This is a genomic window from Phenylobacterium sp. LH3H17 (assembly GCF_024298925.1).
Lineage (GTDB): Bacteria > Pseudomonadota > Alphaproteobacteria > Caulobacterales > Caulobacteraceae > Phenylobacterium.
This window is the reverse complement of the sequence record NZ_CP101283.1, coordinates 2,315,568-2,333,238: the sequence shown is the minus strand read 5'-3', so window position 1 is coordinate 2,333,238 and position 17,671 is coordinate 2,315,568. Positions and strand designations below refer to the sequence as shown.

General features: G+C 68.9%; 21 protein-coding genes. 10 read left to right on the top strand and 11 right to left on the bottom strand.

The annotated features are described in order from the left end of the window. Positions 1 to 36 precede the first annotated feature (36 nt). The 3 genes from M9M90_RS11590 to M9M90_RS11580 are packed head-to-tail and all read left to right on the top strand — an operon-like array spanning position 37 to position 1,541. A complete protein-coding gene (locus tag M9M90_RS11590; protein WP_254833392.1) occupies positions 37 to 678 on the top strand; it encodes a hypothetical protein in 642 nt (213 codons plus the stop codon). A 2-nt stretch (positions 679 to 680) separates the two neighbouring features. Further along, a complete protein-coding gene (locus tag M9M90_RS11585) occupies positions 681 to 1,121 on the top strand; it encodes an SRPBCC domain-containing protein (protein ID WP_254833391.1) in 441 nt (146 codons plus the stop codon). 54 nt (positions 1,122 to 1,175) lie between these two features. Continuing rightward, complete coding sequence (locus M9M90_RS11580; protein ID WP_254833390.1) at positions 1,176 to 1,541, top strand: YbaN family protein; 366 nt, start codon at positions 1,176 to 1,178, stop codon at positions 1,539 to 1,541. Here the strand turns inward: M9M90_RS11580 and M9M90_RS11575 are convergent. Next, entirely contained in the window at positions 1,519 to 2,301 is a 783-nt protein-coding gene (locus tag M9M90_RS11575; RefSeq protein ID WP_254833389.1) for a TetR/AcrR family transcriptional regulator, read from the bottom strand. The genes M9M90_RS11580 and M9M90_RS11575 overlap by 23 nt on opposite strands. Before the next feature lie 72 nt (positions 2,302 to 2,373). Between M9M90_RS11575 and M9M90_RS11570 the strand changes: the two genes are divergently transcribed. The 4 genes from M9M90_RS11570 to M9M90_RS11555 are packed head-to-tail and all read left to right on the top strand — an operon-like array spanning position 2,374 to position 4,321. Next, entirely contained in the window at positions 2,374 to 3,072 is a 699-nt protein-coding gene (locus M9M90_RS11570) for a glutathione S-transferase family protein (protein ID WP_254833388.1), read from the top strand. Beyond that, entirely contained in the window at positions 3,065 to 3,247 is a 183-nt protein-coding gene (locus tag M9M90_RS11565) for a DUF3606 domain-containing protein (RefSeq protein WP_254833387.1), read from the top strand. Before M9M90_RS11570 ends, M9M90_RS11565 begins: the two co-directional genes overlap by 8 nt. Positions 3,248 to 3,272: 25 nt before the next feature. Further along, entirely contained in the window at positions 3,273 to 4,049 is a 777-nt protein-coding gene (locus tag M9M90_RS11560; RefSeq protein ID WP_254837115.1) for a sulfite exporter TauE/SafE family protein, read from the top strand. Beyond that, a complete protein-coding gene (locus M9M90_RS11555) occupies positions 4,046 to 4,321 on the top strand; it encodes a hypothetical protein (protein ID WP_254833386.1) in 276 nt (91 codons plus the stop codon). The genes M9M90_RS11560 and M9M90_RS11555 overlap by 4 nt, the downstream gene beginning before the upstream one ends. On the opposite strand, the gene rsmA is transcribed toward M9M90_RS11555, so the two are convergent. Next, positions 4,318 to 5,085 (bottom strand): 16S rRNA (adenine(1518)-N(6)/adenine(1519)-N(6))-dimethyltransferase RsmA, encoded by a 768-nt coding sequence (gene rsmA / locus M9M90_RS11550; protein WP_254837114.1) that lies wholly within the window; start codon positions 5,083 to 5,085, stop codon positions 4,318 to 4,320. The genes M9M90_RS11555 and rsmA overlap by 4 nt on opposite strands. 150 nt (positions 5,086 to 5,235) lie before the next feature. Between rsmA and M9M90_RS11545 the strand changes: the two genes are divergently transcribed. Together M9M90_RS11545 and M9M90_RS11540 are read left to right on the top strand one after the other, a co-directional pair. Continuing rightward, on the top strand, positions 5,236 to 6,261 hold the full coding sequence (locus M9M90_RS11545; RefSeq protein ID WP_254833385.1) for a flagellar hook-length control protein FliK: 1,026 nt from the start codon (positions 5,236 to 5,238) through the stop codon (positions 6,259 to 6,261). Further along, positions 6,258 to 6,524: an EscU/YscU/HrcU family type III secretion system export apparatus switch protein gene (locus M9M90_RS11540; protein ID WP_254833384.1), complete on the top strand. Its 267-nt coding sequence runs from the start codon at positions 6,258 to 6,260 to the stop codon at positions 6,522 to 6,524. Before M9M90_RS11545 ends, M9M90_RS11540 begins: the two co-directional genes overlap by 4 nt. On the opposite strand, the gene greA is transcribed toward M9M90_RS11540, so the two are convergent. The 4 genes from greA to M9M90_RS11520 form a co-directional block, all read right to left on the bottom strand. Continuing rightward, entirely contained in the window at positions 6,521 to 7,000 is a 480-nt protein-coding gene (gene greA / locus M9M90_RS11535) for a transcription elongation factor GreA (protein ID WP_254833383.1), read from the bottom strand. The two genes, M9M90_RS11540 and greA, sit on opposite strands and share 4 nt — an antisense overlap. Before the next feature lie 77 nt (positions 7,001 to 7,077). Next, positions 7,078 to 7,833, bottom strand: a complete 756-nt coding sequence (locus M9M90_RS11530; protein ID WP_254833382.1) for a hypothetical protein — start codon at positions 7,831 to 7,833, stop codon at positions 7,078 to 7,080. 79 nt (positions 7,834 to 7,912) lie between these two features. Continuing rightward, positions 7,913 to 8,197 carry a hypothetical protein gene (locus M9M90_RS11525; protein WP_254833381.1) on the bottom strand — a complete coding sequence of 95 codons (285 nt, stop codon included), beginning with the start codon at positions 8,195 to 8,197 and terminating at the stop codon, positions 7,913 to 7,915. A gap of 67 nt (positions 8,198 to 8,264) precedes the next feature. Next, positions 8,265 to 10,046, bottom strand: a complete 1,782-nt coding sequence (locus M9M90_RS11520; protein WP_371876844.1) for a DUF885 family protein — start codon at positions 10,044 to 10,046, stop codon at positions 8,265 to 8,267. Between the two features lie 153 nt (positions 10,047 to 10,199). Between M9M90_RS11520 and M9M90_RS11515 the strand changes: the two genes are divergently transcribed. Then, positions 10,200 to 10,586 carry a hypothetical protein gene (locus tag M9M90_RS11515; RefSeq protein ID WP_254833379.1) on the top strand — a complete coding sequence of 129 codons (387 nt, stop codon included), beginning with the start codon at positions 10,200 to 10,202 and terminating at the stop codon, positions 10,584 to 10,586. Here M9M90_RS11515 and pdxA read toward each other — a convergent pair. From pdxA to lptF, 5 genes are all read right to left on the bottom strand, one after another. Next, complete coding sequence (pdxA, locus tag M9M90_RS11510; protein ID WP_254833378.1) at positions 10,583 to 11,584, bottom strand: 4-hydroxythreonine-4-phosphate dehydrogenase PdxA; 1,002 nt, start codon at positions 11,582 to 11,584, stop codon at positions 10,583 to 10,585. The genes M9M90_RS11515 and pdxA overlap by 4 nt on opposite strands. Continuing rightward, positions 11,581 to 12,933 (bottom strand): peptidylprolyl isomerase, encoded by a 1,353-nt coding sequence (locus M9M90_RS11505; RefSeq protein ID WP_254833377.1) that lies wholly within the window; start codon positions 12,931 to 12,933, stop codon positions 11,581 to 11,583. The genes pdxA and M9M90_RS11505 overlap by 4 nt, the downstream gene beginning before the upstream one ends. Before the next feature lie 67 nt (positions 12,934 to 13,000). Further along, a complete protein-coding gene (locus tag M9M90_RS11500) occupies positions 13,001 to 15,283 on the bottom strand; it encodes an LPS-assembly protein LptD (RefSeq protein WP_254833376.1) in 2,283 nt (760 codons plus the stop codon). Between the two features lie 59 nt (positions 15,284 to 15,342). Then, positions 15,343 to 16,446 carry an LptF/LptG family permease gene (locus M9M90_RS11495; protein ID WP_254833375.1) on the bottom strand — a complete coding sequence of 368 codons (1,104 nt, stop codon included), beginning with the start codon at positions 16,444 to 16,446 and terminating at the stop codon, positions 15,343 to 15,345. Further along, positions 16,443 to 17,588 (bottom strand): LPS export ABC transporter permease LptF, encoded by a 1,146-nt coding sequence (gene lptF, locus M9M90_RS11490; RefSeq protein WP_254833374.1) that lies wholly within the window; start codon positions 17,586 to 17,588, stop codon positions 16,443 to 16,445. The genes M9M90_RS11495 and lptF overlap by 4 nt, the downstream gene beginning before the upstream one ends. Between the last annotated feature and the right edge of the window lie 83 nt (positions 17,589 to 17,671).

Below are 17,671 nucleotides of genomic sequence, written 5' to 3'. Positions count from 1 at the left end.
AGGCCATTGCCTAGGCTTCGCCGTGGAGGGCGCCTCATGCAGAAACTGATTTTCGCCGCCGCGGTCGCCCTGGCGACGCCCGCCTTGGCCGGGTCCATCAGGATCACGCCGATCTCCACCATGGGCGCGCCGGTGGAGTACCGCCAAGGCCGCGCGGGATCGCTCTCCAGTCTGGCGCGAACCGACGTGGCCCTGATGATCGAACGCGCCGTCATCGACGAGCGGGACTTCCCGACCGTCCGCCTGGGGGTCAAAAATAACGGCCCGGTCTCGGTCAACATGGTCCCCGAGGCGGTGCAGGTGACCACCGACCAGGGCCTGGTCCTGCCGATCCTGACCCATGACGAGCTGGCGGCCGCCGTGGAGGCCGACGCGCGAAAGCGTGAGAGCCGCGCCCGCTTCGCCGCCAAGCTCGACGCCGTCGGCGCGGCCATGCGCGACCGGCCGACCCGCCCCAACCCGTCCGTCCAGGCCGGGGTAAGGGAGGCGCAGGAGGAGACCGCCGCGGTCCTGGGTGCCATCGCCGACCGGGGCTTCCTGGCCCAGACGGTGCGATCTGGTGAGGAGCATATGACCGACCTCGGGCTCGGCCCGCTGCCGAAGGGGGTGACGTCGCTGACCATCAAGGTCACCCTGGGCGAGGAAACCCACACCTTCCTGCTCAACGTCGCGCGATAGGCATGCATAGCATCCGCACCGAGGCCGTAATCCCCGCCAGCCCGGACCGGGTCTATTCGGTGCTGGCCGACTTCGCGCGCTATCCCGAATGGAACCCGCTGAACCTGGAGGCGCGTGGCGAGGCGCGGCTGGGCGTACGGGTCGCGATGGTTTTCCGCGATCTCCCGGGCAAGCCGGGAGCGGTGATCCGCCAGACCGTCCGCATCGTGGCCGCCGAGCCGGGGCGTGAACTGGCCTGGGCCGGTCACGTGCCGCTGATCTTCAAGGGCCGTCACGGTTTCCTGCTGGCGCCGGAGGGCGCGGGGACGCGGGTTGTCCACACCGAGGTGCTTTCGGGCCTGCTGCCGTCCACCTGGAGCGCCGCGCGCGTCGCCCGTGACTTCACACCGGCCTATGAGGCCGTGAATACCGCCCTGGCCGCCCGGGTCGCGAGTCTGGACTGAATTTGCAGTTGCGGGTGTTTCGCGACCTGCGTTTCCCGTAGAGGGTCGGGCGGCATGGCGCGGACCTTCTTTCTGGTGCTCGGACTGGTCTTCACGGCGCTCGGAATCGTGGGCGCTCTCCTGCCGCTCATGCCCACGACCATCTTCCTGATCGTGGCCGCCGGCTGTTTCGCCAGGTCTTCGCCCAGGCTGGAGGCTTGGCTGATGGACCATGCGCAATTCGGCCCGACCCTGCGGGCCTGGCGCGAGCAAGGCGCCATTCCACGTCCCGCCAAGGTGATGGCCTGCGCGGGGATGGCTTTCGGCTTCGTGGTCTTCTTCCTGACCGCCCACCCGCAGGTGTGGCTGGCGCTCGTCGTGGCCGCGGCGCTGGCCGCCTGCGCGGCCTTCGTGGTCTCTAGGCCGAGCCCCTCGCGATAAGCGCTTCGATCCCGTCCAGCACCCGCTCCAGTCCGAAGGCGAAGGCGCGCTCGGGGTCACCGACGGCCTCATAGGCTTCGCCCGCAGCGGCCCCCACCCGGGCGGCGGTGGGAAACTGCGTCGGATCGAACACCTTCTCCAGCAGCGGCCCGCTGATCTCCCACCATTGGGCGTCGCTTAGCCCAGTGCGGCTCTCGGCCTGCATGGCCTCCACCGCGCTGCGCACCGCGCCGTGCACATAGTTGGAGATGAGGCTGATCACCTGGTCCATTTCCAGGTCGGTCAGACTTTCGCCCTCGATGGAGCGCAGCTCGAAGTCGAACTTGGCGATCATGTTGGGGCCGAGCACCGGGCGGTGCATCACCACCTGCAGCATCCAGGGATGACGATGGTAGAGGTCCCAGTTGTCGCGGGCGACCTGCTCCAGCCGCGCCCGCCAGCCGGCGCCCGTCCCGTAGGTCTTGGGCGTCTCGCCATAGACCCGGTCCAGCATGACGTCGATCAGCTCCGCCTTGGAGGGCACATAGGTGTAGAGCGACATGGTGGCGACCTTCAGCCGGTCTGCGACCCGGCGCATGGAGAGCGCCGACAGGCCCTCGGCGTCCGCCAGCTCGATGGCGGCGATGGCGATCTCCTCCACGCTGAGGCGGGGGCGCGGCCCGCGGCGGCGGGCGGGGGCAAGACCCCAGAGCAGTTCGAGGCTGCGTCTGGGATCGCCGGCGGAGGACGAGTCGGCGGTCATGGCGTTCGACCTAAACATAGGAAACGCCGCACGTCGTACGATAACGGCGGCGTGCGAAAGTCGGACCCGGAATCGCGCTAGGCGTGGGTCATGTACGAGCTGCACATCGCCAACAAGAACTACTCGTCCTGGTCGCTGCGGCCCTGGGTGCTGATGCGCGAGCTGGGCATCCCGTTCGACGAGCGCCTGACGCCCTTCGATCCCGAATCGAATTGGCAGGCCTTTCGCGGGTTCTCTCCCACCGGTCTGGTCCCGGCTCTCCGGGACGGCCACCGGTCGGTCTGGGAATCTCTGGCCATCGTCGAGTACCTGGCCGAAAGGCATGAGGGAGTCTGGCCCAAGGATCCCGACGCGCGGGCCTGGGCGCGCAGCGCAGCCGCCGAGATGCACGCCGGGTTCCCCACCCTGCGCGAAGCCTGCACCATGAATGTCGGCATCCGAGTGCGCCTGGGCGAGAGATCGCCCAAGCTGGAGCAGAACCTGGCGCGGATGGACGAGCTATGGCGCGAAGGCCTCGAGCGGTTCGGCGGCCCGTTCCTCGCCGGTAGGGCGTTCGGCGCGGTAGACGCCTTCTTCGCGCCGGTGGCCTTCCGATTGCAGACCTACGGCCTGTCCTTGTCGCCGCCCGCCCAGGCTTACGCCGAGCGGCTGCTGGCGCTACCCTCGATGCAGGCGTGGCAGGCCGCCGCCCTGGCCGAGACCTGGCGCGAGCTGGGCCACGAGGCCGACGCGCGGGCGGCCGGCGAATGGCTGCAGGACCTGAGGGCGAGCGGAGGCGATCATGGCTGAACCCAAGGGCAAGCGGGACTTCCGCGACCGGCCCCGAATCGACATCCGCGAGCGCCACGAGGTGGCGTTCTGGGCCAAGCGCTGGGGCGTGACGCCCGAGCAGATCGCCGCGGCGCACAAGAAGGTCGGCCACAACGTCAAGGACATCGCCACCGAGCTGGGCAAGCGCCGGTAAGCGCGTGACGGTCGCAAACCTTCCGATCCTCACCGACCCGTTCTTCTATCTCGTCGCCATCCCGGCGGTGATCCTGCTGGGCCTGGCCAAGGGCGGGTTCTCCGGCATGGGTGTGATCGCCGTGCCGCTGATGGCGCTGGCGATTTCGCCGGTGCTGGCGGCCTCCATCACCCTGCCTATCCTGATCGTTCAGGACGTGGTCAGCGTCTCGGCCTTCCGGAAGACCTGGGACAAGGGCGTGCTGCTGCTGATGCTGCCCAGCGCCGCGATCGGGATCGGGCTGGGATACGGCCTCGCGGCCTTCGTGCGTCCCGGGGCGGTGGAGCTGGCGGTGGGTGTGATCGCAGTGGCCTTTTCCCTGCAACGCCTGTGGCTGGACCGGGCCGGCGCGCCGGTCCTGGAGGTTCGGCGCGAACGCATCCCCTGGCGGGGCGTGCTGGCCGGGATCACGGCGGGCTTCACCAGCCAGCTCGCCCATGCCGGCGGACCGCCCTTTCAGATCTACGTCTTGCCCAAACGGCTGCCCCGCGACGTGTTCGTCGGCACCAGCGCTATCTTCTTCGCTGTGGTGAACTGGATGAAGGTCCCGGCCTATTGGGCGCTGGGCCAGTTCACGCCGCAGGCCCTGGGCACGGCCCTCGTCCTGCTGCCCCTGGCCATCGCCTCGACCTGGGCCGGGGTCTGGCTGGTGCGGCGGGTCCCGGCCGAGCGGTTCTACCAGATCGTCTATGGCCTGCTGGTGGTGGTTGGGGCCAAACTGGCCTGGGAAGGGGCCTCGGCCCTGGCGGGGGGGGTGTCATGATCATCAAGGTGCTCGGGGCCGTGCTGTGTGGTGTCGGCCTCATCTGGATCCTGCAAGGAGTCGGCGTCCTCCCAGGCAGCTTCATGACCGGCCAGAGTCTGTGGGCGGTCATCGGCGGGTTAGCGTTGATCGTGGGCCTGGTGATACTCACCTTGGGGCGGCGAAGTCGACGTGACCGCGCCAGTGAGGCTGAGGCTCCCAGCTCCATAGCTCTGTCGGGCGCGGCCAATGATGGCCCCGACTGCGGTAACGACGGCGGCGGGGCCGACTAGGCCCGCCAGGCGTCCGCCAGCGCCAGGAAGCCCTCGACGGAGATGGTCTCCGCCCGCGCCTCGGGCGCGATGCCGACCTTGGCGCACAGGGCTTCGCCTCCCAGCACCTTGAGGCTGGAGCGCAGCATCTTGCGGCGTTGGCCGAAGGCGGCCGCGGTGACGGTCTGAAGGGCCGCCAGACGTTCGGGCGCGGGGCGATCGGCGCGGGGCGTCAGGTGGACCACGGCCGAGGACACCTTGGGCGGCGGCGTGAACGCGCGGGGGCCAACGTCCATGACCAGGGCCGCATTGGCCGTGGTCTGGGCCAGAACCGCCAGCCGGCCATAGGCGTCGTCCCCCGGCCGGGCGATGATCCGTTCCGCCACTTCCTTTTGGAACATCAATGTCATGGAGGCGGGGGTGAATGTACCCGTCAGCCACTTGATCAGCAGAGCCGTACCGACATTGTAGGGTAGGTTGGAGACCACATGGGCCGGAGCGCCGCCCGCCAGCGCCGCCTCGTCGGCGCCGAGCGCATCCTCCACGCGGATAGTCAGGGCGCCGTCGGCCGCCAAGGCCAGCTCCTCCAGCAGGGGTAGGAACCGCGGATCCTTCTCGATGGCCGTCACCCGCGCGCCGGTCTCCAGCAAGGCCCGCGTCAAGCCGCCGGGGCCCGGGCCCACCTCGATCACGTGGTCGCCTTCGCCCACCTGCGCCAGCCGGGCGATCTTGCGGGTGATGTTAAGGTCCAGCAGGAAGTGCTGGCCGAAGCTCTTCTTGGCCATCAGGCCGTGCTCGGCCAGGGTCTCGCGAAGCGGGGGGAGGTCAGCCAGGGTGTGTGTCACGCCTCTCCCTAGCACCGGAATATCAAGTCCTTAAGCCCCGCTTCACCCCGCGCAGCTATCCTGCGGCTGGATCAACCTGGCGGGTCTCTCGTGACGATCGCACCGATCTCGGGCGTGTCGCTGCCCAACCTGACCATTCCGGTGACGCCGGTTCGCGCCGTCGCCGCGACAGTGCACGCCAATAGGCCGCTTCCGGAGCTCAATCCCGCCCAGATCCAGGCCCTGGCGGTCGCCGAGGTGACCCGGGGCGCCGCGGTGCGGCAGGGCGGCCTCGCGCCGCTGATCGCCGATCTCTCCCAGGCGGCCGAGGACCAGGCCCTGCCGAGCCCGGTGCGCGACGCCGCGGTCCGGGTCCTGGCCCACGCCCCCCCGCTGGCCAGCAACGTCACCGGGCCCGATGTGGCCAAGGCCATGGCCCGCTCGGGCCTGTTTCTCGAGGCCAAACTGGCCGCCGCTCCCTTGGCATCTCCTGTGGGGCACGATCTCAAGGCCGGCTTGCTGGTGTTGCGCCAGGCTCTGTCGACCTGGCTGGCCGCCGCGCCGGCCCCCCAGGGTCACAGGTCGGCCGTGCCGCCGCCGCCGTATCGGGCCGGCGGAACCCGCGCCCAGGCCCCTGCCGTCAGCAAGCTTTCGCCCGGCGGCTCGCCCGTCGTGATGGGCCAGGAGCTTGCCCGCGAGACCGAGGCGGCCCTGGGCCGCGTGGAGCTGCTGCAGATCGCTTCGTTGCCGGTTGAGACCGGCCCCGAGGCCCAGGTCACCCGCTGGATGTTCGAGATGCCCTTCGTCACACCGCAGGGCGCGAGCGTCGCCCAGTTTGAGGTGTCCCGCGACGGACGCGGCGAGGCCGGCGAGGTCGAACCGGTCTGGCGGGCGGCCTTTTCGCTGGACGCAGAGCCCCTGGGCCCGATCCACGCCCGCGTCAGCCTCACCGGCGCTCAGGCCGGCGTCAGCCTGTGGGCCGAGCGCGCGGAGGGCCTGGACCGCCTGCGCGCCGACCAGGGCCTGCTCAGCGCCGCGCTCGCCGCTGTCCAGCTTCGCGCCGAGATCGCCGTCCATGCCGGTGCTCCACCGAGCCCCGCCCCGGCAGCCGGCCGCCTGGTGGACCAGACCTCATGAGCGGGCCGCTCAAGGACCGGCTGGCGGTGGCGCTCAAGTACGAAGGGCAGGGGGCGCCGACCGTCGTCGCCACCGGCCGGGGTCTGATCGGCCAGCGGATCGTCGAGACGGCCCAGGCCCATGGCGTGCCCCTGGAGCGCAACGCCCCGCTCGCCCAGGCGCTCTCCAGCATCGAGCTGGAGACGGAAATTCCCGAGCGCCTGTACGTGGCGGTCGCCGAGATCCTGGCCTTCGTCCTGCGCGCGGCCGAGGATCGGCGCTAGCCGATTTCCACCACCTCGACCTCCGCGCCGGCGACCTTGGCGATGTCGCCCACCGACTTGCCCAGCAGGGCCTGGGCGAGCGGCGAGATGTAGGACACCGAGCCCTTGGCCGGGTCGGCCTCGTCCTCGCCGACGATGGCGTAGGTCTGGCGCCGGCCGTCCTCGCGCTCGAAGGTCACCCGGCGTCCGAACTGGACGGTGTCGCTGGCGGGATCGGGCTCGACCAGCTGGGCGTTGCCGCGCCGAGCGGAATAGTAGCGTAGGTCGCGGGTGGCCCGAGCCATGGCCGTGCGATCTGCCTGGACTTCGCCGCCGGCCTGAGCCGCGGAATAGGCGGCGCGCGCGGCCGCAAGGGCCTTGTCGATGGCGGCGAGACCCTTGGCGGTGACCAGGTTCGGATGGGGCGAGATCGGACGGTCTGGCAGGTCCGCCGCGGCCGCCTCGTGGTCGCCTTCCTTGGTGAAGGCGACGCTCATCGCAATGTCCGTTCCATGGCCAGGTCTCCTGCGCGTTCACGTTATATGAGAACGCGGAAGGTCTGGCGCGGTTCGGTTCAGCCCGTAAGGGACTCGACCCAGGTTGCGACGGCCATCCAGCCGGGCGTACCGGCCAGGGCGATCGCTCCAATCTGGTGCAGGACGATGGCTCCGCCGCCCCAAAGGTAGACCGGGTGCGGCCGTCCTCGCGTACGCCAGTCATAGACCATGGCCACGACAATCAGCAGGTCGACGAAGATGCTGGGCGGAATGGTGACCTGGACCGGCGGCGGCCCCACGGCGCCGGGCGGCGCCAATAGCACCATGAACACCCGGGCGCTGGCCGCTTCCATCAGCGGGATCATCGACAGCAGCATCAGCCGCTTGTGGACGTCCGCACGGGTGTTGTTGGCGATGGCCGTGCCGAACAAGCCGGCGAACAGCACGATCCCCGTCAGCGAGACGATGGAGAACTGGCGCGCCTGGTCGCCCATGCCGATGGTCTCGGCCACCTTGATGGAGTTGATCGCCGCCAGCACCACCGTGAAGCACATGCCCGTGGCGAGCGCGATGCCGGCCAGGCCCCAGTTCCGGTGATCATAGGTGCGACCCAGGGCGACCAGAGATGTCTGGACCAGGTAGAACAGCGTCCAGGTGAAGAAGATCAGTCCGTGGATGTGCAGGATCGGCGCGCCGCCGAAGGTGCCCGTGGCGAGCTTGGACCAGTAGGTCGGGATGAAGCCTCCGAAGGCGATGACGGCGAACACCGCGGCCATGCCAACATAGAACCAGCGTGTCTCGGCGCGCTCGGCGCCCATCGTCGTCGCAACCATGCAAGCCCCCTTCGCATATCCGCGTTCGGGGGAGATTGCCACGACCAGCGCCGCGTTCCCAGCAGGAGTTGTTTAGGTCCTAGCGCGTCAGGCGCCGGCGGTTGGCGCGGATCTTCCGGCGGTAGTGGGTGACGGCCCGCGCCGGCGCCAGGTGGCCGGTGCCCGACATCAGGGCCAAGGCCATGTCCGACTGCAACGCCATCATCGACTCGGTCTTCTCCGAGATCATCAGGGCGGTCTCCTTGACCGCCGCTTCACCGCCGAAGGCGAGCTTGGTCAGCCGCAGGGCGATGACCTGCTGGGCCTCCAGGCCCATCTGCCAGGCGGAGAGCGATAGCGAGAGCCACTGGGGGCTGCGTGTCATGTTTGGGTATCCAAGCGGGCGCAGGTGCAACGCCGCATCTGATCATTGGATGCGTCGGGGGTGTGGATCAAGCGCCGAGGCTCCGCCGCGTCCAATCGTCCACCACCCGCTCCAGCACCGCCAGCGGCATGGCGCCGCCCAGCAGCACCACATCGTGGAAGGCTTTCAGGTCGAACTTGGCGCCCAGTGCGGTGCGGGCCTTGGTCCTCAGTCGGTCGAACTCCGTGTGGCCGATCTTGTAACCGCAGGCCTGGCCTGGCCACACCACGTAGCGGTCGATCTCGTTCTCCGCGGCGCCCACCGGCAGGCCGACGGTCTCGATCATGTAGGCCACCGCCTTCTCGCGGCTCCAGCCCTGGGAGTGGATGCCAGTGTCCAGGACGATCCGCGCGGCGCGGTAGAGGAAGGACTGCAGGTAGCCGATCTTGCCGGCCGGATAGGCGTCATACATGCCAAGCTCGTCGCCGAGCTGCTCGGCATAGAGACCCCAGCCCTCGCCATAGGCGGTAAAGCCCATGGTCTTCAGCAGCAGGGGCGCGCCAGGCGCCTCCAGCAGCACCGCGCCCTGGAACAGGTGGCCCGGGACGCTCTCGTGATAGGTCAGGCTGTTCAACGACCATTTCGGCCAGTCGGCGGTGTCTCGCAGGTTGATGTAGAAGGTCCCCGGTCGGGAGCCGTCCAGGGTGCCGCCCTCGGCGTAGCCGCGCGGGGCGCCCAGTTCGATGGCGGGCGGAACCCGGCGGATTTCCATGCCGGCCTTGGGCAGGGTGGCGAACACCCGCGGCGTGCGGTCCCGGACGGCCTCCATCATGCCGTTGAGGTGGGCCAACAGGGCGGCCCGGCCGTCGTCGGTGTTTGGATAGAGCTGGCTCGGGTCCTTGCCGAAGGCGGTGAGCCGGGCGCCCACCGATCCCTGGGTCAGGCCCTGGGCCCGCAGCAGGATGTCGGCGCGGGCCGACAGTTCGGCCACCTGGGCCAGGCCGACCTTGTGAGCCTCCGCCGGCGTCAAGTTGGTGGTGGTGTGGTAGCGCAGGCCGAGATCGTAATAGCGGCCGCCGTCGGGCAGGCGGCTCACCCCGGCCTCATGGAGGGCGGTGCGGCGATGCTCGGTCAACAGGGCGATCTGGTCGGCGAGCGCCTCGGCCAGCGGTCCGTCGACGATGGTCGCGGCCTTGGCCGCCCAGTCGGTCCCGAGGCTCTTTTCAGCAGCCCTGCGACCCAGGGAGGCGGCCAGTCCCGAGGTCTCGCCCTTCTGGGCCGCCAGGGACCGCAGCTGGGTCAGCGCCTTGTCCAGCACGAAATCTGGCGGGACCACCCCCAGGGCCGCGTCGGCGCGCAGGCGGCCGTTCTCGTCCCTGACGTTCTGGGCGAAGGCGGTCAGGCGCGAGAGATAGGCCTCGGCGTCGGCCTTGGTCTCGATGACGTGCTTGGAGTCCAGGAAGTCCGGGATCTTCTGGTAGGCGCCGGTGAGCTGGCTGACCACGTAGGGCACGGGATAGTCGTAGGAATCGACCCCGCCATAGGGGAAGGCGGCGGCCTCGGCGTCGCGGTCGGCCAGCCAGACCACGGTGTCGTACCGGCTCGCGTCCAACCCGGTGAGCGCCTTGCGGTCGATGGCCGCGAGCCTGGGCCGCGCGTCGATTAGCGGTTGGAAAACGTTCATCCGCCCGGCCGGCGAGCGGTCGTCCAGTTTCGATTTCAGCGCCGCTCGCGCTCCCGCGTCGAAACCCAATCCCGAGGCGGTGGTGGGCGAGGTTCGCAGGATCGACTCGAAGATCTCGTCATAGAGCGCCCTGGCGCGGGCGGCCGCGGATCCGGCCTCGGCGCGGGCGATGTTGGCGGCGGCCAAAGAAGCAACGGCGCCCGCAAGGACGTGGCGGCGATTGAGCATGGGCGATCCCTGGACTGCGAACCCGGGGAGGAGGCCATGGCGACAAGCGGTGGGCAAGCGCCCTCAACAGGTCGCAATCGGGCGCGACCTTCCGCGTCCAGGAGACCATCGATGTCCGTCCATGCGCCAAGCCTGCTCTCGGCCCTGATGCTGGCGCTCTGCGCCGTCCCCGCGTCGGCGGAGGAGGCGATCTCGACGGCCGCCGCCGGTGCGCCGCCCGCCGCGGCTGCCCAGATCGACCGGTGGATCGCCGTAGCGCCCGAGCCCGTCGACGGGTCGAGCATCGATCAGCGCCGGCGGATCCACGGCGAGGTAGGCGTGGCGGTCGGGACCGGTGGCTATCTCAGCGGCTATCTGGTCGGCGTCATGCCGCTCGGCGAGACCGGCAGCCTGACCCTGGCGATCAGCCAGACCAGGAATGGGCGAGGACACAATTACGACCCCGGCCTGGATCTCGACCCGATCGGGCCGCGCCCGCCCTTGAGCCCGCTGGACTAGGCGTCCCGACGGGCGGCGATCTCGTCGGCCATGCGGATGGCGGCCACCAGACTGTCGGGACGCGCGTAGCCGCGGCCGGCGATATCGAAGGCGGTACCGTGATCCGGTGAGGTCCGCACGATGGGCAGGCCCAGCGTCACGTTCACCCCGCCCCAGAAGTCGAGCATCTTCACCGGGATCAGGGCCTGATCGTGGTACATGCAGAGCGCCGCGTCGTAGCGGGCGCGAGCAGCCTCGTGGAACAGACTGTCGGCGGGCGTGGGCCCGATGGCGTCGACTCCCAGCTCGCGCAGCGAACGGACGGCCGGCGCGATGATCTCTATTTCCTCGCGACCGATTGAGCCGTTCTCCCCCGCGTGGGGATTGAGCCCGGCCACCGCCAGGCGGGGGGCGGCAATCCCGAAATCGGTGCGCAGGGCCTGGGCTGTCACCAGGCCGGCGTTGACGACCTTTTCAATGGTGAGCTTGGCCGCGACCTGAGCGAGGGGCTCATGCACGGTGACCAGCGTCGTGCGCAGACCGTCCACGGCCAGCATCATGACAGGGCCCCTGGCGCCGTCGAAACCGGCGCTGGCGGTCAATTCGCCCAGGAATTCGGTGTGGCCGGCGAACGGGAAGCCCGCCTCGTAGAGCGGCGCCTTGGCGATCGGGGCGGTGACCAGGCCGCGCACGGCGCCCGAAAGCGCCAGGCCCACTCCGGTCTCGATCCATTGGATGATGGCGCGGGCGGCGGTGGCGGAGGGCTGGCCTGCCACAACAGGGCTGCGCAGGGGCAGGTCGATGACGGGCAGGGCCTCGGAGAAAACCCGGCTGCCCTCGCTGGGGGTGGTGACGCGGCGGACCGCGGTGGCGCCCGAGGCCGAGGCCAGGGATTGATAGTCTCCGACGACAACGAACTCCGGCCCGTCGGCCCGGAGCTGGCTCCAGGCCTTGACGATGATCTCGGGGCCGATCCCGGCGGGATCGCCCAGGGTCAGCGCGAGAGGTCCGTTCTTCACCGCGTCTCGATCGTGGCCGATGTTCTCAAGTCGCGCATATAGCGCCGGGCGATCATACTCAGTTGCTGTCCGAACAGTCGACTTTCGATCTGTTCGCTGGTCGCCGCGTCCGCGCCTCCGGCCCGCTTGGAGCAGACGGCCAGGATGTGCAGGCCCGCCGCGGTGCGGATCGGTTCGGAGAGCTGGCCCGGCTGCAAGGTCTCGGCGGCGCTGCGGAAGGCCGGCGCCAGATCCTTGATCTCCGCTTCGCCCAGATCCCCGGCCACCACACCGCTCACCTTGGCGGCCTTGGCCTCCAGGTCGCCGCAGCCGGTGACCTGGCCGCGCAGGGCGGTCAGGGTGGCGGTCGCCGCGCTGACTTGAGCGGCCGTAGCGTCCTGGGGCAAGGCCAGGGCCGCCTGTTTCAGATTGACCACCGACGCACCCGCGCCGGAGCGCTTGTCGCGCAGATAGATGATGTAGACGCCATCGCGCACCTGGATGGCCCGGGAGAGCTGGCCCGGACGCATCTGCTCCAGGGCGGCTTCCACCTCGGGAGCCATCTCGCCGGCCGCGACCCAACCGGCGTCGCCGCCCGCCGCGGCGGTGGCCGAGGCCGAGAACTGGCGGGCCACGGCCTGGAAGGGCGCGCCTTGCTGCATCTGGGCGATGAGCTGGGTCGCCCCGGTCATCGCCGTCTCCATGCCGCCCACGCGGTTGGCGTCGAGGAAGACTTCGCTGATCTGGAACTGCGGCTTGGAGGCCGAGGCCGCCAGGCGCTGCTGCTGGGCCTTGACCTGGTCCTCGCCGATGCGCAGCCGCGAGCCGTAGCGCCCGCGGATCCAGCGCTGCCAGCTGGTCTGGGCGCGGATCTGTTCCTTCAGGGTGCCGATCCCGATGCCCTGGGCCTCCAGCGAGGCGATGAACTGCTCGGTGGGGACGTTGTTGTTCTTCGCCATATCGGCGATCTCGGCGTTGAGTTCGGCGTCGTCGGCGACGATCTCGATCTTCTGGTCCTTCTCCTGGCGCCGAAGCTCCTGCATCTGAAGCCGCTCGTCGACCAAGGAGATCAGCGCTTCGCGTTGGAACTGCTGGATATTCTGCTCAGTCGGCTGGATGCCGGACGTGGCGATCAGCAGGCGCATGCGCTGGGCCAGGTCATAGGTCGAGATGATGTCGTCATTGACCACGGCGGCCACGGACTCGCTGAGCCCCTGGGCAGCGACAGGACGCGGCGCCTCGGCGGCTGGCGGCGCGGCGGGCGCGGGGGTCTGGGCCCAAACGATCGGCGGAGCGCCGACTGCGGCCAGGGCGGCCGCCAAGGCGACGCCGCGCGCCGCGAGGCCCGTGACTTTACGCGCGGGGATCATGGGTGAGGTCTTCCTTAGCGTAGCGCCGCAGCGTGCGGCCTCGGGGCCGCGGTTGTCAGTAGCCATATTACTGTTCGCCTAGTGTGGCGAGGGTTAGGCGGAAGGTGAAGGACTCGGACGGCCCCAGCCGGCCCAGGATCGTGTCTTCCCGGCGATAGATGAAGTCGAGCCGGGTGCATTCGTCGCGGTAGACCACGCCCAGGTCGCGGATCACCCAGGCCTTCTGCACGAGGTCACGATTGCCGTAGGCCGTCAGACCCCAGTGCTTGCTCAGATAGACCTCGCCGCCCAGATCGAGGTTCTCCACCTTGAGCCCGTTGGGATCGGCCCGGTCGCGCAGATAGCGGACATAGCCGTGGCCCCACTTGGAATTGACGTTGGCTCCGGTCTCGGCGCGGGCGATGTTCAGGTCGTCGGCGTCCAGGCGGGCTCGGCTGAAGAACGAGAGGCCGCGCAGGGGTTCGGCGGTGGCCGAGACGATCCAGTCCGAGGCCTTTGGCCGCAGGCCGCTCTGGGTGTTGAACACATCGTTGCGTTCTGTGCGCAGGGAGCGCCCAACAAGGATGGTGGCCCGTCGCCCGTCGTCCCAGAACACCGACGCACGGCCGCCGACATTTGCCCGCAGCCCGTCTTCATAGAGGTCGTAGCCGGGGAATTTGTTGGCGCGGAACAGGTTGGTCTCGTCGAACTCGAAGGCGATCGAGTCCTCGTTCAGATAGACCGGCTGCCCGAGGGCGTTGCGACCCAGTTCGACCTGCTTCAGGTCCGGCGATAGGGCGATCTGAGCAATCGGCTCAAGAATAACCGACAAGTCTTTGAAACGACGGATAAACGGCCACGAGATGTCGGCGCCGGCGACGGCCAGTCCGCGCGACAGGGTCTTGGATCTCGGCCCCACCCCCACCACGCCGACGAAGTTGTCGTCGAGGCTGTAGGCGTCGAAGCGCGCCTGGACATAGGGCGCGATCCGCAGACCCGCGGTGGAGGTGTAGACGCTCCGCCAGTCGACCTCGCCGGTGGCGCGGCGGCTGTCGAGGCCGTCGAGGCGCAGCGGCGGGGCGTTCAACGGTGACTGCTCGCGCGTCAGGGCCACCGCGCTGGCCCGGAACCTCAGGCGTCCGCCCATGACCTTGCCGTCCGGCTCCCAGCGGGACTCGATCAGCGGCCCCACGATGGGGAAGGTCCGCTCGTTGTCGCCCGGGCGCAGGCCCTGAATAGTGAAGGCGGCGGCTGAGAAGTACGAGTTCCGGGTCTCGCGGGTCGTATAGAGCTGGGAGATCAGCCGCCGGTCGTCGGCCACGTAGGGGCCGCGGTTCTCGTAGACGCCGCCGATCTCGTACTTGTCGAACAGCAGGTCGTCGGACGTCCGCTCGGCTGTGAAACCCCAGCGCCATTTGTCGTTGATGGCGAAGGCGCCGGAGGCGAGGACGTAGCTGCGCGAGGTCTTGTCGCCGAACGGGTCGCCCTTGCTGTCAAAGTCCTCGTCATAGGTATAGCCGAAGCGGGCGTCGAGGGCGCCGGAGTAGAAGCGCTTGCGATAACGCCCATTGACGAAAGGGCTAACTTTCGTGTTGATTTGAGGACTTACCGTCAAATCCGAATGTGGCGAGAGAACGAACAGATAGGGCTGCTCGTACGACAGGCCGCGGCGGTCGGAGGCCGAGAGCTCGGGCGGCAGCAATCCGGACTTGCGGACCGCCTCGGGGTCTGGATGCCAAAACACCGGCAGGTAGACCAGCGGCACGCCGAAAATCTGCACCACTGCGTTGCGGTAGTAGACGAGCTGCCGGTCCTTGTCCTGAACCACTCGCTCGGCCTTGATCGACCAGGTCGGGGTCTTGGGCTTGGTTCCGTCCGGGGCGCAGATATCGCACGGTGTGTAGATCGCCCGGTTCAGCTCGTTGATCCGGTCGGAGCGCCGCACGGCGCTGGCCGCGGCGATCTTGATGTTCTTCGGCATGCGCGCGGCGAAGCCGGTGGCGACACCCGCCTTCATCTTGTCGTCCAGCACGATCTCGTCAGCGTATTCCACCGAGCCGTCGGCGTTGAGGATCGAGGTCTCGCCGCGGGCGCGCATGGTGCCCTTGGCTTCGTCATAGACCAGTTCCTGGGCGCGTAGGGTGCGGCCCTGGTAGCGGACCTCGACGTCCCCCGTGGCGGTGCTGACCTTGTTCTTGTCGTCGCGGACCACGAGGTCCGCTTCCATGTAAAGCTGATCCTCGGCCAGGCCGTCGGGCGAGGGGCCGGTCTTCGGCGCCTGGGCGTACGCCTGCGCCGAGGACAGCACCAGGAGCGCCACGCCCGCGAGCAGGCCGCGCTTGGCCGAGGCTGAACGCCTGCGCAAACTCATGAAGCCAAGGATCCCCTCAACGCGGTGTGACCGGATGCATAACCGGGAACGCCGGCGATTCAACCATCTTCGGTGTAGCAGAGCAGGGCGAGGCCAGACAGCAGGGCCACGACCGGCGGCGCCCAGGCCGCCGCGAACAGCGGAATGATGTCGGCGTCGGCCAGGGCCCCGGAGAACTCGTTGAAGAAGAACACGACGAAACCAAGGCCGACCCCAGCCCCCGCAAGGCCTGCCAGGCCGCCGAGCCGGGCCAGGCGCAGGGAAAACGCCGCCGCCAGGATCGACATGGCCGCGAACAGCACGGGCGTGGCCAGCAGCTGCTGGTGCCGCAGCCGATAGCCGCCGGCCGAGAATCCGGCCTGCTCGGTCATGCGGATTGCCGCCGGCAATCGCCAGAACGCGACCGACTCGGGCGCGGCGAAGCGCTCCATGGCTGATTCGGCGTCGAGGGTTGAGCGGATGGACAGCGAGTCGGAGCGCACCGAGTTCTCGCCGGCGGAGGCCTCGCGGACGTCGGTCAGCCGCCAATAGCCGGGCAGCAGACGCGCTTCGGCCGCCTCCAGCCGGCGCTTGAACACGGGAACGCCGCGCTTGTCCTTCTGGTAGACGAAGATCGACACCGCCTTCAGCCGCACCACACCCTCGACGGTGTCACGGGCCTTGGCGTGGATCACCATCTGGGTCCGGTCATCGCCCTGGCGCAGCCACACCTCCTTGGGCGCGTCGGTCAGGTAGTTCTCCATCAGGTCGGCACGGTCGGATTCGTAGCGGGCGCTGAAAGCCGCGGCGAGCGGGTTGAACACCGTCACCGTGATCACGCCGATCACGAAGGCCGCCCCCGCCGAGGGCAGGATGAAACGCCAGGCCGAAATGCCCGCCGCGCGCATGGCCACCAGCTCCGAGCGGCGGTTCAGGCCCACATAGGCGGCGATCCCGCCGAACAGGAAGACGAAGGGCAGCAGCAGCAGGATGGTGGCCGGCGCCTGCAGCAGGGTCAGGCCGAAGAGCTGGGCGACGCCGACGTCGGCCCGCACCGCCACTTCCCGGGACAGGTTCACGAACGAGACCAGCAGGATCACCGCGGAGATGACCGCCATGGCCGCGCCGACTCCCGCCAGGCTGCGTCCCATCACGTAGCGTTCGAGGCGGCCAAACCCGATCATGCCGCCGCTCCCGCGCGACGGGGGATGCGCGCCGGCTTCAGCTGCATGTCAATGAACCGCGAGACCTTCTGCCGGAAGATGCTGTGCAGGGCGAAGTAGGTGGCCGCGACCGGCACGGCGTATTGCAGGATGTTGAGCCAGGCCTCGGACTCGGCGCCCGCCTGGACCACGAAGCCCAGGATCCGCACGGTGACCGCCGCCGCGCCGACGACGGCGATCCGACGGCCATAGCCCATGCGCGAGAAGCGGCCGCCGATGATCGCCGACAGGGCCATGGCCATCAGGGCGACATTGTACAGGGGGCTTGCGAGGCGATTGTGGCCCTCGGCCAGCAGCTTCAGCCGATTGCGCTTCTCCCAATCCTGCTGGAGGTCGGGGAACAGCAGCTCGTGCAGGTAACGGTCGGAGGGCTTGTAATGAATCATCTCGCCGGTCGCCATGAACGGTGAGAGATCGAAGATGTACTCGTCGAAGGAGAGGTAGTTCAGCACCCCGGTCTCGCTGAACTGCTGGTTGGAGCCCTTCTGCATGACCAGGACGGGCCGCTCGCCGCGCTTGGCCAGCCTTCCGGTGTCGGCGGTGTAGGTGGACGCGTCGCCGTCAGCCTTCTCCTGATGGATGAACAGGTTGTGGATCAGGCCGGTCCCGTCGACGGACTGGGCGTAGACGGTCAGGCCGGGGGCGGGGGCGGTGAACTCGCCCTCGCGAATCAGCGTCGAGGCGAGGTCCGTACGCACATTGAACAGGGTCTGGCGCATCTCCCGCGACGCGGCCGGCTGTATCCAGAGGTTCATGACCAGGGCGAGGACCGCGACGATCGAGGCCAGCCGCAGGGCCGGCGAGATCACCCGCCAGCGACTCATGCCGCCGGCGAAGCAGACCACGATCTCCTGTTCGGTGTGCAATCGGTTCAGCGCCACCAGCGCCGCCACGAACACGGCGATCGGCAGCACCATGTTGAGCAGCTGGGGCAAGGCCAGCACCGTCACCTTGGCGAAGACCAGCGCGCTCTGCCGCTGGCTGACGATGATGTCCAGGGCCGACAGACTCTGGCTCAGCAGGGCCACGGCCGTCAGCGCCGCCGTGGCCAGCACGGTCGGTCCCAGGAGCTGGCGGAACAGATAGCGGTCGATCAGCGGCATTGAAGAAATGTAGGTTTCTGGGGGGATTTTGCGCGCCCCCACGCGGAAGCTGTTCTAAATCATGCGTCGCCGCGCCACACAAC